We start from the raw sequence: 15,865 nt of genomic DNA on the forward strand, positions 1-15,865 counted from the left end.
GCGAGCGTTAGCGTGGGACACGAGACCTCCGAGCATTCGGGCGTGGCGTCAGCACCCACACCTTCGCTCGGAGGTCTCCTCGTTGGATCAGGCCTCGGCGCCGTCAACAACGCTCATGGGCAGTACACCTAGGCGCTGCTGTGGCTGTGCACAGAGCTCGGCGGGTTCCCGTGGGGCACGCCCTCGTCGTGGACGGCGGCCGGACCTCCGGCATGGATCCGTCACCGTGGCGACGACGGCCGGGCGGGGTGGCACGGAGCGACGCGCCCGAGGGCTGGGGCGGGCGAGCGATGCCGCGGGCCGCTCACCGGCCCTCTGGTCGTGGCGCTCAGCCCGTCCGTGCGGGGCGCATCAGGGCCCGCGCGGGGGGAGGCCCCCGACCGGTGGAGCGACGCTCGGTAGAACTGTTCCGTCACGGACTTCCGATCACGCTGTGCTCACGTCTAACCTCGATGAGTCACACCCGTTCACCCGATCGAGGGGCCCCTTCCCCATGCACCACCGCCCCTCCGGGCATCGTCTCGTTCCCCTTCTGCTCCGCTGGTCCCGCCAGGGACGCCGCCGCGCGGGCCTCCCGGTCTCCGCGGTCGTCGCCCTCGTGGCGGTGACGGTCACGCTGACCACGCCCGCGCCGGAGGGAGCCGCCGGGAGCGCGCGCACGCTCGACGCCGTGGAGGCGTCCGCCGACACCCCGCTCGCCCACGCGGGCGGCGACACGACCGGCATCGGCGTCCCCATGGAGCGCGTCGAACAGACCGCTGCCGAAGCCGCCGAGCCGTCGGACGCCGACGGTGCGCCCCTCGCGGTGTCCGATCGCGAGGTGCTGCAGAAGGTGAAGCAAGCCGGTCTGTGGGAGATGCCGGTCGGGACATCGCTGACCGAGCGAGCCGTCGATCCGCTGGTCCGCGAGGTCGGCGGCAAGATCTCCGCCGAGCACCACGTCCTCGACGGGATCGTCGAGGAGGTCGCGGCCCGACTGGGCGTCGCGCTGCCGACCGGCCCGACGACGGAGCAGCAGGGCTGGATGCGCGAGATCGACGCGCAGCAGGGCGCCGCGTTCGACGAGCGCGCCGTGTTCCTGCTCCGGCAGGCACACGGCAACGTGCTGCCGTTCCTGACCCAGGTCCGGGTGTCGACGCGCAGCGCGGAGATCCGCGAGTTCGCGACCGAGGCGATGGCGTTCGTGCAGCGGCACATCGAGTACCTCGAGTCGACCGGGCTCGTGGACTACGAGCTGCTGCCCAGCACGTCCGACGTCGACCACCCCGACTGGCTGGGGAACACCCTCGACTTCCTCCTGTACACCCTGGTCACCGCTCTCTTCGTCGTCCTGCTCGTCCTCTTCGGCCGGGCGCTGGCTCGAACCGTGCAGACGCTGGCCGGACCGCGGGAGAACCGGACCACCACACCGCGGACACGGGCCCGCGGACACCACGCAAGGAGCAGAGCATGAGCAGGTCCAGGACCAACCAGGCGCTCCCCGTCGCCGCAGCCATGGCCGTGGGGGCTGTGCTCGGCGCCGCCGTGGTGGCCGGCACGGGCAGCCTCGCGACGGCGTCCGCGCAGTCCAGCGAGGCGGTCGCAGCGTCATCCCCGGCCGCCGGCGACGGGGCCGCGGCGTCATCCTCGGCCGCCGGCGAGGGGGCCGCGGGGCACGACCACGGGACTGCGGCGTCCGACGCCGCGGCATCACTCGTGCCGCTGGCGCAGGGCTGCGAGGACTCCGACCTGCCGCCGCACGACGGCAACCAGGTTGGGCCCGCGTGCGTCCCGACCCCGTTCGGCGAGGTCGGCGCGGCGGAGGACAACCCGCAGCTGCTGATCACCGACGCCCCGGGCGAGGTGGCGGTCGGCCAGCCGTTCGCGATCGAGGTGTCGACACGCAACCTCGTCCGGGACCGCTTCCTGCCCGCCGCGGAGGGCGGCTACTACCTCGAGTCCTCCACCCTGGACGCGAACGGTCTCGTCCGCGGCCACTTCCACACGGCCTGCCGCGTGCTGGGCGACACCGGCGAGGCGCCCCAGCCGGAGCGTCAGGCCGTGTTCGTCGCGACCGAGGACGGCGGGGGCGGCGCCACGCCGGACACCGTCACGGTCCAGATCCCGGGACTGCTCACCGCCGGCGAGGCCCAGTGCTCGGCGTGGGCCGGCGACGGCTCGCACCGGATCCCGATGATGGTGTTCGCCAACCAGATGCCGGCTGTCGACTCGGTCCGCATCCGGGTCACGGTGGACGATGCGGCCGAGGCGGCTCCCCCGGGCAACGCGGATGCGGCGGACACGGGCGCCGGCCAGCCGACCGAGACCCCGCAGCGCACCGAGGAGGCGTCTGTCACCGCGCAGCGCACCGAGGAGGCGTCGGCCACCCCGGAGCGCCCGGTGGCCGAGACCCCGCAGCGCACCGTGGAGCCGGAGCGCACCGGTGCCGACGTCGACTCCGAGAGCCGGAGCGGGACCGACACCGACACGCGCACCGACGGCGACGGCGACGGCGACGGCGACCCGTCGAACGGCCGCTGACCGGGCCCCTCGGCAACCCCTCACGCGGGATGCCGTTCTGGACCGGCCGAGGATGGCCTGGTGCGCGCGGTGGTGAGCAGGGTCGGGACGGCGGCGGTCACGGTGGACGGCGTCGTCGTGGGCGAGATCGGCCGGGGGCTGCTGGCGCTCGTCGGCGTCGGCCGGGACGACGACGCCGAGCGCGCCCGGGTGCTGGCCCGCAAGATCCACGAACTGCGGGTCTTCCCCACCGAGGACGGCGCCCGGTCGGTGTCCGACCTGGACCTGCCCGTGCTGGTGGTCAGCCAGTTCACCCTCTACGCCGACACCCGCAAGGGCCGCCGTCCCTCCTGGGACGCCGCCGCCCCCGGTGAGCTGGCCGAGCCGCTGGTGGACGAGGTCGTCGCGGAGCTGCGCCGGCGCGGCAGCGAGGTGGCCACCGGCGTCTTCGGCGCCCGGATGCTCGTCTCGTCGGTCAACGAGGGGCCGATGACCTTGCTGCTGGAGGTCTGATCCGCCGAGCGCGGGGTACCGCAGGGTGACACAACACACGCCCTGTGCGTTTGCTGGGAACCCGGCATCGGTGGAACACGCAGGCCCGTCGCGGCCGTTGTGCAGGGCGTACCACAACGGACACCCGAGCGAGGGCTGCGGCCGGTTGACGAACCGGCCGACCGGGCCCCCACCCACGACGCCCGGACGCGCGCCGCCGCCACCGACGACCGGCGGCACGCATCCGAACCGAAGGCAAGGACGAAGACAGATCGTGACGCTGCTGCAGTCTTCCCCCACCGACACCCTCGAGGTGCGCTCGCGCTCGACGCGCCGCGAGCCCGACACCACGGGTCTGGTCTCGACCGACCTCGTGCGGGTGTACCTCAACACCATCGGCAAGACCGCGCTGCTCACCGCCGAGCAGGAGGTCGAGCTCGCCAAGCGGATCGAGGCCGGCCTCTACGCCGAGCGGCTGCTCGCCGAGAAGCAGGGCCTCACCCCCAGCTACCAGCGGGACTACAAGGCGCTGGCCATCGACGGCAAGGCCGCCAAGCGGCACCTGCTGGAGGCCAACCTGCGCCTGGTCGTCTCGGTGGCCAAGCGCTACACCGGCCACGGCATGACGTTCCTGGACCTCATCCAGGAGGGCAACGTCGGCCTGATCCGCGCCGTGGAGAAGTTCGACTACACCAAGGGCTTCAAGTTCTCGACGTACGCGACGTGGTGGATCCGCCAGGCCATCACCCGCGCCATGGCCGACTCCGGCCGCACCATCCGGCTGCCCGTGCACCTCGCCGAGCAGGTCAACAAGGTGGTGCGCACCCGGCGCCGGATCCACCAGGAGCTGGAGCGCGAGCCCACCCCCGAGGAGCTCGGTCTCGAGCTCGACATGACCCCCGAGCGGATCACCGAGCTGCTCGAGTACTCCCGCGACCTGGTCAGCCTCGACCAGACCGTCGGCGCCGACGAGGAGTCCCGCCTCGGTGACTTCATCGAGGACGCCGACGCCGCGGTCGCCGAGGACGCCGTCGCCTTCCAGATGATGAAGGGCGACGTGCGCAACGTGCTCTCCACGCTCGAGGACCGCGAGCGCGACGTCGTCGTCCTCCGCTTCGGCCTGGACGGCGGCCAGCCGCGGACCCTGGAGCAGATCGGGAAGCAGTTCGGCCTCTCCCGCGAGCGGGTGCGCCAGATCGAGCGCGAGACGATGGCCAAGCTCCGCGACCCGGAGCGCGCCGACGCCCTCCGCGACTATCTCGCCTGACGTCCTCCGGACGTCACCGCGGCCAGGTGCCGTCCCCGGCACCGAACCGTCCGGCACCGCTCGAGAGCCGGTCACCTCCGGGTGGCCGGCTCTCGGCGTCCCGGGGGCGCGCGCAGCGACCCGGTGACCTCGCGCCCGCACCGCGCGACCCTGGACGGCAGCGGGGGCACCGCACCCGGGGAGCGCGCCATGACCACACCGCGAGCCGCGACCGAGACCTTCCAGATCGGCGCCGAGGCGGCCGAGCTCTACGAGGCCCGCTTCGTGCCGGCGATCTTCGCCCAGTGGGCCCCCCTGCTGGCCGACGTCGCCGGCGTCCGGCCCGGACAGGACGTCCTCGACGCCGCCTGCGGGACGGGCATCGTCGCGCGGACCGTCGCCGACCGGCTGGGTGGCCGCGGCCGGGTCGTGGGCGTGGACCTGAACGAGGCCATGCTCGCCGTGGCCCGCCGGGTCCGGCCCGACCTGGAGTGGCGGCAGGGGGACGTCGCCGACCTGCCGTTCCCCGACTCCGCCTTCGACGCGGTGCTGTGCCAGATGGCGCTGATGTTCTTCCCGGACCGGACGGCGGCGTTGCGCGAGGCGGCACGGGTGACCCGTCCCGGCGGCGTGGTCGCCGTCTGCGTCCCGGCCGCCTTGGCCGACCAGCCCGCCTACGGCCCCTTCGTCGAGATGGCCGTCTCGCACGCCGGCCCCGACGCCGCGTCGCTGCTCGGCGCGTACTGGGCCTGCGGTGACCTGGACCAGCTGCGCGCGGCCCTCACCTCCGCCGGCCTCACGGTGGTGGCCACCCGGACCCACCTGGGCACCGCCGCCTTCGACTCCGCCGACGCGCTGGCCACCACCGAGGTCGAGGGGTCACCGCTGGCCCAGCGGATCACCCCCGAGGTCTACGAGCGCATCCGCGCCGGCGCCCGGGAGGTGCTGGCGCCCTTCACCGCCCCGGACGGCACGCTGGCCGCTCCCCTGCGCGGGCACCTGGTCGTCGGCCGCACGCCGGCGTGAGCCCTCACACGCCGGGGCTGCGCATGCGCCGGGGGCCGGGCTCGACCCGCGCGGTCGGCGGCCCGACCCGGACCACGGCTCCGGCGACCACCAGCGAGCGCCCGCCGTGCCACGGGTTCGGCGGGCCGACGATCACCGGTTCGAGCCGCAGCTGCAGCACCTCGGGCAGGTCGTCGGCCAGCCGCGCGACCCGCAGCAGGAGGTCCTCCAGGGCGGCGACGTCGACCGGCTCGGAGCCGCGGTAGCCGTTGAGCAGCGGCCACGCCCGCGGTGCGCGGACCAGCTCGGCGGCGTCGAGGTCGGTGAGCGGGAGGGTGCGGTACGCGCGGTCGCCGAGCAGGTCGGTGGCCACGCCACCGAGGCCGAAGCTCACCAGCGCGCCGAACGACGGGTCGTCGACGACCCCCACGACGGTGGCCACGCCCGGGGCGGCCATCTCCTGCACGATCACCGGGTCGCCGGCGGGGATGGCGGCGAAGGCGGCCCGGACGGCGTCGGCGTCGCCCAGGTCCAGCCGCACACCGCCGAGGTCGGAGCGGTGCCGCAGCCACGGCGCCGTCGACTTGAGCACCACCGGGTACCCGATCGCCTCCGCGGCGGTGACGGCCGCCTCGGCGTCGGTCACCGTGCGCGTGCCCAGCAGCGGCACGCCGTAGGCGGCCAGCAGGGCGATCGTCTCGTCGTCGGTGAGCGTTCGCCCGCCGGGCTCCGCGGCCAGCGCCGACAGGACGACCTCGCGCGCGGCCCGCTCGTCGACCCCGTCGAGCTCGGGCACCTCGCCCACCGGACGGCGCCGCCAGCGCGCGTACTCCGCCACCTTCGCCAGCGCGATGACGGCGCGCTCCGGGGTCGAGTAGGAGGGCACCGAGCCGCGGTCCGGCGTCCCGTCCTCACCGGGGACGGCGAGCTCCGGCGGGATCCCCTCGGTGGACAGGAACGTCGCGACGACCGGCTTGCCGGCGTCCTGGGCCACCTCGCGCAGCACCCGGCCGAACTCGGCCGACCCCCGGCTCAGCGGCGGCAGGAACACCGCGACCACCGCGTCCACCCCGGGGTCGTCGACGGCCGTGCGGAGCGCGGCGCGGAACTCCTCTGCCGTGCCCCCGGCGCCGATGTCCGCGGGCGCCTCCCAGGCCAGCGCCAGCCCCTCCTCCAGGACGGCGTCGGCGACCAGCACGCCCATCGCGGTGGAGTTGCCGACGACGGCGACCCGGTCGCCCTCCGGCAGCGGCTGGTGGGCCAGCAGCGTGCCGACGTCGAACAGCTGCGCGAGGGTCTCCACCCGGATGACGCCGGCCGAGGCGAACAGCGCCGCCACCGACTCCTCGGGCACCGCCACCGACGTGCCGGCCAGGCCCTCGGTCATGCGGACGTGGCGGCCGCTCTTCACCGCGACCACCGGCTTGCTGCGGCCCACCCGGCGGGCCAGCCGGGCGAACTTGCGCGGGTTGCCGAAGCTCTCCAGGTGCAGCATCACGACCTCGGTGCCGGGGACGGTGGCCCAGTACTGCAGCAGGTCGTTGCCGCTCACGTCGGCTCGGTTGCCGGCCGAGACGAAGCTGGACAGTCCGATGTTGCGGGTGCGCGCCTGCTCCAGCAGCGCCGACCCGAGCGCCCCGGACTGCGCGAAGAAGCCGACCCGGCCGCGCCCGGGGATCCGGGGCGCGAGGCTGGCGTTCAGCCGCACCGCGGTGTCGGTGTTCACGATGCCCAGGCAGTTGGGGCCGACCACCCGCATCCCCGACGCCCGCGCGGCGGCGACCAGCGCGCGCTCGGCGGCCCGCCCCTCGGGACCGGACTCCCCGAACCCCCCGGAGATCACCACCAGGCCGCGGACCCGCTTGCGCCGGCAGGCCTCCACCACGCCGGCGACCTCGTCGGCGGGCACCGCGAGGACCGCGAGGTCGACGTCGTCGGGGATCGCCTCGATGGAGGCGTAGGCGGGCACCCCCCGCACGTGCCGGGCACCGGGGTTCACCGGGTAGACCGGACCGCGGAAGCCGTAGTCGAGCAGGTGCCGCAGGACGGCGTGGCCGATCTTCTCCTCGTCGTTGCTGGCCCCCACCACCGCGACCGAGGACGGCGTGAGCAGCCGGGCGATCGACCGCGACTCGCTGCGCTGCTCCCGCTCGTACAGCACCGCCAGCGCCGTCTCCGTGGGCGCGATCGGGAAGGTCAGGTGGACCACGCCCTCCTCGTACGTGCGCTCGGGGGTGTAGCCGGCGTCGAGGAAGACCCGCACCATCCGGTTGTTCTGCGCCAGCACCTCGGCGACGAAGCGGTCGATGCCGCGCTCCCGCGCCGCGGCGGCCAGGTGCTCCAACAGGACCGACCCCAGGCCGCGGCCCTGGTGGGCGTCCTCGATGAGGAAGGCGACCTCGGCGTCGGCGGTGTCGGGGTAGCGGTCGTAGCGGCCGACGCCGATCACCTGGTCGCCGAGCACCAGCACGAACGCCACCCGGGAGTCGTGGTCGACGTGGGTGAACCGGTGCAGGTCCCGGTCGGACAGCCGCTTCATCGGGCCGAAGAACCGGTAGTAGCGGGTCTGGTCGGAGCTGCGCTCCATCAGCCCGACGAGCGCGTCGCCGTCGTCGGGACGGATCGGTCGCAGGTGCAGCGTGCCGCCGTCGGCGGCGATGATGTCGGCCTCCCAGTGCGCCGGGGGCGTGCCGACCTCGTCGGCGGGGACGGTCTGGGTCTGCTGGTCAGTCACGGGGGTCGTCCGGGTCGAGGCCGAAGTAGGGGAACGAGGCCCGGCGGGTGCGGGAGATGGCGCGGTCGACGCGGGACTCGGTGAACGGGTCCCAGCGCGAGAAGCCGGTGTAGCCGCCCTCGGTCATGTGTGTCGGTGGGCGGGCGCGCAGGCCGCGGCGGACGACGTCCTCCCGCCACGACTCGGGGATCTCCGTCGCCGGGTCCAGCCGGTCCCCGCCGGCCTCGGCGATGAGGTGGGTCCAGGCCCGGGGCACGCAGCGGACCAGGCCGTACCCGCCGCCGCCGAGGGCCAGCCAGCGACCGTCGCAGACCTCGTGCGCGAGGTCGTGCAGCGCCCGGTAGCTGGCCCGCTGGCCGTCGACGGTGAGCGAGAGGTCGGCGAGAGGGTCCTCGTGGTGGGCGTCGCAGCCGCACTGGGTCACGAGGATCTCCGGCTTGAAGGCCTTGAGGACGCTCGGCACGACGGCGTGGAAGGCACGCAGCCAGCCGGAGTCGTCGGTGCCGTTGGGGAGGGCGAGGTTGACCGCGCTGCCCAGCGCCGTGGCCGGCTCCCCGGTCTCCTCGGGGTAACCGGTCCCCGGGAAGAGGGTGAGCGGCGTCTGGTGCACGCTGACGGTGAGCACCCGCGGGTCGTCGTAGAACGCCGCCTGCACGCCGTCCCCGTGGTGGACGTCGATGTCGACGTAGGCGATCCGCTCGTGGCCCTGCGCGAGCAGCCAGGCGATGGCCACCGCGGCGTCGTTGAAGACGCAGAAGCCCGAGGCCCGGTCGCGCATGGCGTGGTGCAGGCCGCCGGAGATGTTCACCGCGTGCTGGGCGGTGCCCGCGTGCACCTGCTGGGCGGCGAGCACGCTGCCGCCGGTGATCAGCGCGGCGGCGTCGTACATGCCCTCGAAGATCGGGTTGTCCGGCGTGCCGAGGCCGAACCCGACGTCGGGGTCGGCCGGCGCGCGCCGCACCGCGTCGAGGTAGGCCGGGTCGTGCACGAGCGTGAGCAGGTCGGTGTCGGCAGCGGTCGGCTGGAGCACCTGCAGCCGGTCGGAGGTCAGGACGCCGAGGGAGTCCGCCAGCCGCATCGTGAGGTCGAGCCGGACAGGGTGCAGCGGGTGGTCCCCGCCCATCGTGTAGCCGAGCAGCGCGTCGTCCCAGACGACCGCAACGGAGTCACTCACCAGCTCTCCTCGCTGACGGGCGGGACGGAGGGGGTCGTCGACGACCCCGGACCACTTCCGGGTGGGACGCTACCGCCGGCGACCCGTTCGCGAGCCCTGGACGCACCGCCGCGTGACCCCGCCCACGAGGCCTCCGCCCGTACCATCGGGGGCGACACGGAGGAGACCTGTGAACGACCTCATCGACACCACCGAGATGTACCTCCGGACGATCTTCGAGCTGGAGGAGGAGGGGATCGTCCCCCTCCGCGCCCGGATCGCCGAGCGGCTGCACCAGAGCGGCCCCACCGTCAGCCAGACGGTCGCCCGGATGGAGCGTGACGGTCTGCTGACCGTCGAGGGTGACCGGCACCTTCAGCTGTCCGACCAGGGGCGCCAGCTGGCCACCGCCGTCATGCGCAAGCACCGCCTCGCCGAGTGCCTGCTGGTCGACGTGATCGGCTTGGACTACGCCGACGTCCACGAGGAGGCGTGCCGCTGGGAGCACGTCATGAGCGAGGCCGTCGAGCGCAAGCTGCTCACCCTGCTGGGCAACCCGAGTGTCTCGCCGTTCGGCAACCCCATCCCGGGGCTGGACGCGCTCGGGGGCGAGACCTCCGCGGTGCTGGACTCGCTGACCCTCCTGTCCACGACGGCCACCCCCGAGGGGCGCCGCGTGGAGGTCAAGCGGATCAGCGAGCAGCTCCAGGAGGACTCCGAACTCATGCGCTCGCTGGCCGACCAGGGGCTGCGGCCGGGCGCGACCGTGGTGGCCCAGCTGGTGGCCGGCACGGTGGCCGTGGACGGCGAGGTGCTGCCCGCCGGCGTGTCCCAGCACGTGTTCGTCAGCGCACTGGACGAGGACCTCACCCCGGTGGAGGCCGCGCCCCGGCTCTGAGCCGGGAGCGGGCCCGGCCCGCGACGCGGGGACGGCGCGGCGGTCGGGCTCACTACGGTGGGCCCGACCGCTCCGACCGGACACGAGAGAAGGCCCCGCGTGAGCCAGCCTCCCGCCGCGACCGACCCGTCCGCCCCCGCGGGGGACGACGCCACCCCGGGCACCTCGCCGTTCGCCGACCTGGCCGCCTTCGTCGCGCTGCCCCGGCTCACCGGGCTGGCGCTCTCCTCCGACGGCCGGCGGCTGGTGGTGTCGGTGCAGACGCTGGACCCCGAGCGCACGAAGTGGCAGTCGGCGCTGTGGGACGTCGACCCGGAGGGACGCCGCCCGGCCCGCCGGCTCACCCGCAGCGCGCCCGGGGAGTCGGCCCCGGCCTTCGCCCCCGACGGGTCGCTGCTGTTCACCTCCGCCCGCCCCGACCCGGACGCCAAGCGGGACGGTGAGGACCCCCGGCCCGCGCTGTGGAGCCTGCCGGCCGACGGCGGCGAGGCCCGGCCCGTGGTGGTCCACCCCGGCGGCGTCGGCGGCTTCGCGGTGGCCGCGGACTCCGGGGACGTGGTGGTCGTGGCCTCGGCGATGCCCGGCGCCGCGGACGCCGAGGCCGACGCCGAGCGCCGCAAGCAACGCAAGGACGCGGGGATCAGCGCGATCCTCCACGAGGCCTACCCGGTCCGGCACTGGGACTCCGACCTCGGGCCGGCCGCACCGCACCTGTTCTGGCTCGGCCGGCTGCCCGCGGAGCCACCCGCAGGAGCCGCCGCCGAGCCGGGTCCGCTGCGCGACCTGACGCCCGACGTCGTCCCGCCCGACGAGGCCGGGGACTCCCCGGCGCTCTCCCCCGACGGCCGGCTGGTGGTCCGCGTCGAGCCGGTGCCCCACGGTCCGGCCGGCCGCCGCGACCGACTCGTCGTCCTCGAGACCGCCACCGGCGAGGCCCGCGTGCTGGTCGACGACCCGCTGGCCGACGTCCACTCCGCCCGCTTCTCCCCCGACGGCACCGCGGTGGTCTGCGTGCGGGAGACGCTGCCGACGTACGAGGACGCGCCGGACTACACGCTCCTGCACGTCGACGTCGCCACCGGGGCGGTTCGCGACCTCACCCCCGACCTCGACCGCTGGCCCAGCGCCCCACAGTTCGCCGCGGACGGCGCGGCGGTGTACTTCCTCGCCGACGACGACGGCCGGCACGCGCTGTTCCGGGTGCCGGCCGACGGCGGGACGCCCGTGCGCCTGACCACGGACGGCGCCTACAGCGACCTGCAGGTGGCCCGCGACGGCAGCGCCCTGTACGCCCTGCGCTCGGCGTACGACGAGCCGCCGGCCCCCGTCCGGCTGGACCCGGAGGCTCCCGGCCAGCACCCCGCGCCCCTGCCCAACCCCGGCGCCCTCGACGCCCTGCCCGGCACCCTGCACGAGGTGACGGCGACCGCCGCCGACGGCACCCGGGTGCAGTCGTGGCTGGTGCTGCCGGAGGGGGCGTCGGCGGACCGCCCGGCTCCGCTGCTGCTGTGGATCCACGGCGGCCCGCTGATGAGCTGGAACTCGTGGTCGTGGCGCTGGTGCCCCTGGGTCATGGCCGCCCGTGGCTACGCCGTCCTGCTGCCCAACCCGGCCCTGTCGCAGGGCTTCGGCCAGGAGTTCGTGCGCCGCGGCTGGGGCGCGTGGGGGGACGCGCCCTACACCGACCTCATGGCGGCCGTCGACGCCGCGGAGCAGGTGCCGGAGGTCGACGCCACCCGCACCGCGGCGATGGGCGGCTCCTTCGGCGGTTACATGGCCAACTGGGTCGCGACCCAGACCGACCGGTTCCGCGCGATCGTCACCCACGCCAGCCTCTGGCACATCGACTCCTTCGTCGGCACCACCGACGCGGCGTACTTCTGGGAGCAGGAGTGGGGCGACCCGCTGCAGCAGCCCAAGCGCTACGAGCAGAACTCGCCGCACCGGTTCGCCGACGCCATCCGGACGCCGATGCTGGTCATCCACGGCGACCACGACTACCGCGTGCCGATCGGGGAGGCGCTGCGCCTCTGGTACGACCTGCAGAAGCGGGGCGTGCCGTCCAAGTTCCTCTACTTCCCCGACGAGAACCACTGGGTCCTGACGCCGGGGAACGCGCGGATCTGGTACGAGACGGTGCTGGCGTTCCTCGCCGAGCACGTGCTGGGCGAGGAGTGGCAGCGGCCGGAGTTGCTCTGAGCACCCTCATCCCGCGGCCCAGACCTCGTCGGGCTCCTCGGCCGTCGCGGTGATCATCGCCCGGAGCTCCCCCGGGGGCAGGCACGCGGTCAGCCCCTGGGCCAGCAGCTGGGCGAAGGTGTAGGTCGGCCGGCTCGCCAGGGCCCGCTCGAGGGCGACGTTGGCCATCGCGCCGTCGCCGCGCAGCCACGCGCTCACCGCGAGGAGGGTGGCCGGTGCGGCGTCCAGCGGGACCGGTGCCCGGCGAGTGCACTCGGTCCACAGCGCCTCGGCCGCGGCGGCGTCGTCCCCGAGGGCGAGGGTGAGTGCACGGTCGCGCACCCGGATGTCGGCGAGCGCCCACAGCACGTGCGCGACGTCGGAGTCCGGGAGCCGGCCGCTGCCGGCAGCGCCCGGCCGGCAGCGCTGCAGCGCCCGGACCACGGTCTCCCAGCCGCGGCGGGCCGCGACGTCCCGGTCGGCCGGGACCGCTCGCGCGGCGCGGTCGCCCACCCGCCAGGCGAGGGCCTCCATCGCCGCCGCGGCCGGCTCGTCGACGCGGGCGATCCGGGCCTCCAGCGCCGCGCGGTCGCGCTCGACGACCACGCCCCCGGCGACGGAGGCGGCCGCCAGCTCGGAGACCCCGGCCGGCAGCGGCGTACCGGCATCGGGGGCGCAGCAGGGCTCCGGGCAGTCGTAGGACCACCACCGGCCGCGGCGGACCAGGATCGCGTCGACCACCGGGATGTCCAGCGCGGCGAGCGCGACCACCGCGTCGTGCACGACGTCGCGGTGCGGCAGCCCGGCCACGACCTCGCCGGAGGGCTGCCCGGGCAGGGCTTCGAGGTCGTCCGGCGACTCCGAGACCACCGCCACGACCACCCCCGAGGGGTCGTCGGTGGCGACGCTGCGTGCCAGCAGCCGGGCGGCCGGCGCCGACGCCGCCCGCGCCGGGAGGTCGGCCCGCACGGTCAGCCCGACCCGCCGGCCGCTGGGCCCGCCGAGGCCGACCAGCAGCACCGACTCGTGCGGGTGGAAGCCGATCAGGTGCGGCAGCGCCGCGGCCACCTCACCGGTGTCGGAGATGCGGACCTCGGGCCGTGGGGTGTCGTCCATGCCCCGACCCTCGGGGCCGGGAGGCCCGGGTGGGGCGCCTGCGCGGTACCTGTGGACCGCGGCCGGGCCTGTGGAGGACGCCGGCCGGGATGTCCCCGCCCCGTGCCTGCGCGCGGGTCTCAGACCTCGTACTGGGCCGCGCTCCGCGAGGCGAGGTACGGGGTCACGTGCTCGGCGACCACCTGCAGGTGCACCGGGTGCTCGGCGTAGCGCCGCCAGGCCTCGGCGTCGGGGAAGTCGGCGACCAGCGCGGTGTGCGCGTTGCCCTCCCGCAGCCCGGCGTCGGGGCCGACGTGGAACGACGTCATCCCGCCCACCTCCTCGGGCAGCCGCCGGAGCGCGGCCAGTGTGGTGGCCCGGCGCTCGGGGTCGGCGTCGTCGGACCAGGTGAAGAGCGCGACGTGGCGCAGCATGACCGCCACCCTCTCAGCACCGGTCCGCCGTCCACAGCCGGGGCTACCGGAACCGGCGCGTCACACCGGGACACTAGAGTCGCCGACCATGGGACGGTCGTTGCGCGTCGCACTGCTGTCCTACCGGAGCAAGCCGCACAGCGGTGGCCAGGGCGTCTACGTCCGCGCGCTGTCCCGCGAGCTGACCGCCCTCGGCCACGCCGTCACGGTGTTCAGCGGCCAGCCCTACCCGGAGCTGGACGACGGCGTGCCGCTGGAGCGGGTGCCCAGTCTCGACCTCTACCGCGAGCCGGACCCGTTCCGCACGCCGCGGCCGGGCGAGTTCCGCGACTGGGTCGACCTCACCGAGTGGGCCCTGATGTGCACCGCCGGCTTCCCGGAACCGCTCACCTTCAGCCTCCGCGCGGCCCGGGAGCTGCTCCCCCGGGCCGGCGAGTTCGACGTCGTCCACGACAACCAGAGCCTGGGCCTCGGGTTGCTGCGGTTGGTCCGCGCGGGCGTGGCCACGGTGGCCACGGTGCACCACCCGGTCGCCATCGACCGCGCGCTGGAGCTGGCCGCCGCCCCCTCCCGCCGCCGCCGGCTGACGCTGCGCCGCTGGTACGCCTTCACCGGCATGCAGGCGCGCGTGGCGCCGCGGCTGGACGGCATCACCACCGTCTCGGAGAGCTCGCGCCGCGACATCGAGACCCACCTGGGCGTGCCCGCGGCCGGAGTCGACGTCATCCCGGTGGGCATCGACCCCGACGTCTTCACCCCTCCCCCGCCCGGCCGCCCGCGGGACCGCGCGTCGATCGTGGTCACCACCAGCGCCGACGTGCCGCTCAAGGGCCTGGTGCACCTGCTGGAGGCGGTCGCGAAGCTGCGCACCGAGCGGCAGGTGCGGCTGACCGTCGTCGGCACCGCCCGGCCGGGCGGGCCGGCCGAGGCGGCGCTGGACCGGCTGGGCCTGCGCGACGCGGTCCGCTTCACCGGCCCCCTGCCCGAGGCGGACCTGGTGGCGCTGCTGCAGGGCGCCGCCGTCGTCGCCATCCCGTCGCTGTACGAGGGGTTCTCCCTCCCCGCGATCGAGGCCATGGCCTGCGGCACGCCACTGGTCACCACCGACGCCGGTGCGCTGCCCGAGGTCGTGGGCAGCAAGGCCGGCCTGCGGGTGCCCGCCGGCGACGTCGGGGAGCTCACCGCGGCGCTGCAACTGGTGCTCGACTCGCCCTCCCTCGGCGAGCAGCTGGGCCGGGCCGGGCGGCGCCGGGTGCTGGCGTCCTACACGTGGCGGTCCACGGCCGAACGGACGGCGGAGTGGTACGCGCAGGTGCTCGAGAGGAAGGGCCGCCCGTGCTGACCGTCGACTACGACCGGCTCGGCCTGCGGCCGGGCATGACCGTGCTCGACCTCGGCTGCGGCGAGGGCCGGCACGCCTTCGAGGCCTTCCGCCGGGGCGCGCGGGTGGTCGCGGTCGACTGGGGCGTGCCCGAGGTCGAGACGACGCGGCGCTGGCTGGGCGCGATCGCCGAGGCCGGCGAGGGCGGGAACGGCGCCCGGTACGCGGTGGTCCGCGGCGACCTGCGCGCACTCCCGGTGCCCGACGCCAGCGTGGACCGGGTGATCGCCTCCGAGGTGCTCGAGCACATCCCCGACGACGTCACCGCCCTGGCCGAGATCGCCCGCGTGCTCAAGCCCGGCGGGCGGGTCGCGGTGACCGTCCCCCGCTACCTGCCCGAGCGGATCTGCTGGGCGCTGTCGGACGCCTACCACGCCAACGAGGGCGGCCACGTGCGCATCTACCGCGGCGACGTGCTGCGCACCCGGCTCGCCGCCGCGGGTCTGGTGCCCGGCGGGCAGCACCACGCGCACGCGCTGCACGCACCCTTCTGGTGGCTGAAGTGCGCCGTCGGGGTCGACCTCGACACCGCCGCGGTCCGCACCTACCACCGGCTGCTGGTCTGGGACCTCATGCGGCGGCCGTGGCCCACCCGCACCGCCGAACGGCTGCTGGACCCGCTGCTCGGCAAGAGCCTGGTCGTCTACGCCGACAAGCCGGTCGCCGCTGCGGACCAGCCGGCGCCGGCCCGCGCCGCACAGACCGAGCAGACCGGGCGGACCCAGCCGGAGCGGACCGCTGTCTGAGCTG

13 protein-coding genes are annotated in these 15,865 nt (G+C 75.2%); 9 read left to right on the forward strand and 4 right to left on the reverse strand.

Annotated features, from left to right (window positions below; all coding sequences use genetic code 11):
- Positions 1–604 precede the first annotated feature (604 nt).
- From ACI78Q_RS16065 to ACI78Q_RS16085, 5 genes are all read left to right on the forward strand, one after another.
- On the forward strand, positions 605–1,453 hold the full coding sequence (locus ACI78Q_RS16065) for a DUF4142 domain-containing protein (RefSeq protein ID WP_456924411.1): 849 nt from the start codon (positions 605–607) through the stop codon (positions 1,451–1,453).
- On the forward strand, positions 1,450–2,520 hold the full coding sequence (locus ACI78Q_RS16070; RefSeq protein ID WP_456924412.1) for a hypothetical protein: 1,071 nt from the start codon (positions 1,450–1,452) through the stop codon (positions 2,518–2,520). Before ACI78Q_RS16065 ends, ACI78Q_RS16070 begins: the two co-directional genes overlap by 4 nt.
- 60 nt (positions 2,521–2,580) lie before the next feature.
- Positions 2,581–3,012 carry a D-aminoacyl-tRNA deacylase gene (dtd, locus tag ACI78Q_RS16075; protein WP_456924413.1) on the forward strand — a complete coding sequence of 144 codons (432 nt, stop codon included), beginning with the start codon at positions 2,581–2,583 and terminating at the stop codon, positions 3,010–3,012.
- 253 nt (positions 3,013–3,265) lie between these two features.
- Complete coding sequence (gene sigB / locus ACI78Q_RS16080; protein ID WP_456924414.1) at positions 3,266–4,258, forward strand: RNA polymerase sigma factor SigB; 993 nt, start codon at positions 3,266–3,268, stop codon at positions 4,256–4,258.
- A gap of 189 nt (positions 4,259–4,447) precedes the next feature.
- Complete coding sequence (locus ACI78Q_RS16085; protein ID WP_456924415.1) at positions 4,448–5,263, forward strand: methyltransferase domain-containing protein; 816 nt, start codon at positions 4,448–4,450, stop codon at positions 5,261–5,263.
- A gap of 4 nt (positions 5,264–5,267) precedes the next feature.
- On the opposite strand, the gene ACI78Q_RS16090 is transcribed toward ACI78Q_RS16085, so the two are convergent.
- Positions 5,268–7,976, reverse strand: a complete 2,709-nt coding sequence (locus tag ACI78Q_RS16090; protein ID WP_456924416.1) for a bifunctional acetate--CoA ligase family protein/GNAT family N-acetyltransferase — start codon at positions 7,974–7,976, stop codon at positions 5,268–5,270.
- Positions 7,969–9,150 (reverse strand): acetoin utilization protein AcuC, encoded by a 1,182-nt coding sequence (locus ACI78Q_RS16095; RefSeq protein WP_456924417.1) that lies wholly within the window; start codon positions 9,148–9,150, stop codon positions 7,969–7,971. The genes ACI78Q_RS16090 and ACI78Q_RS16095 overlap by 8 nt, the downstream gene beginning before the upstream one ends.
- Positions 9,151–9,319: 169 nt before the next feature.
- On the opposite strand from ACI78Q_RS16095, the gene ACI78Q_RS16100 reads away from it, so the two are divergent.
- Positions 9,320–10,027 (forward strand): metal-dependent transcriptional regulator, encoded by a 708-nt coding sequence (locus tag ACI78Q_RS16100; protein ID WP_456924418.1) that lies wholly within the window; start codon positions 9,320–9,322, stop codon positions 10,025–10,027.
- Positions 10,028–10,126: 99 nt separating this feature from the next.
- The gene (locus ACI78Q_RS16105; protein ID WP_456924419.1) at positions 10,127–12,226 is read left to right on the forward strand and encodes a S9 family peptidase; all 2,100 of its coding nucleotides are present in this window, start codon (positions 10,127–10,129) and stop codon (positions 12,224–12,226) included.
- A 6-nt stretch (positions 12,227–12,232) separates the two neighbouring features.
- Here ACI78Q_RS16105 and ACI78Q_RS16110 read toward each other — a convergent pair whose 3' ends face one another.
- Positions 12,233–13,321, reverse strand: coding sequence for a DUF4192 domain-containing protein (locus ACI78Q_RS16110; RefSeq protein ID WP_456924420.1), 1,089 nt, complete (start codon positions 13,319–13,321; stop codon positions 12,233–12,235).
- Positions 13,322–13,440: 119 nt separating this feature from the next.
- The gene (locus ACI78Q_RS16115) at positions 13,441–13,734 is read right to left on the reverse strand and encodes a Dabb family protein (protein ID WP_456924421.1); all 294 of its coding nucleotides are present in this window, start codon (positions 13,732–13,734) and stop codon (positions 13,441–13,443) included.
- Positions 13,735–13,822: 88 nt separating this feature from the next.
- Between ACI78Q_RS16115 and ACI78Q_RS16120 the strand changes: the two genes are divergently transcribed.
- A complete protein-coding gene (locus ACI78Q_RS16120) occupies positions 13,823–15,076 on the forward strand; it encodes a glycosyltransferase family 4 protein (protein WP_456924422.1) in 1,254 nt (417 codons plus the stop codon).
- A complete protein-coding gene (locus ACI78Q_RS16125; RefSeq protein WP_456924423.1) occupies positions 15,070–15,861 on the forward strand; it encodes a class I SAM-dependent methyltransferase in 792 nt (263 codons plus the stop codon). The genes ACI78Q_RS16120 and ACI78Q_RS16125 overlap by 7 nt, the downstream gene beginning before the upstream one ends.
- Positions 15,862–15,865 lie beyond the last annotated feature (4 nt).

The organism is Geodermatophilus sp. SYSU D00705 (genome assembly GCF_054050135.1).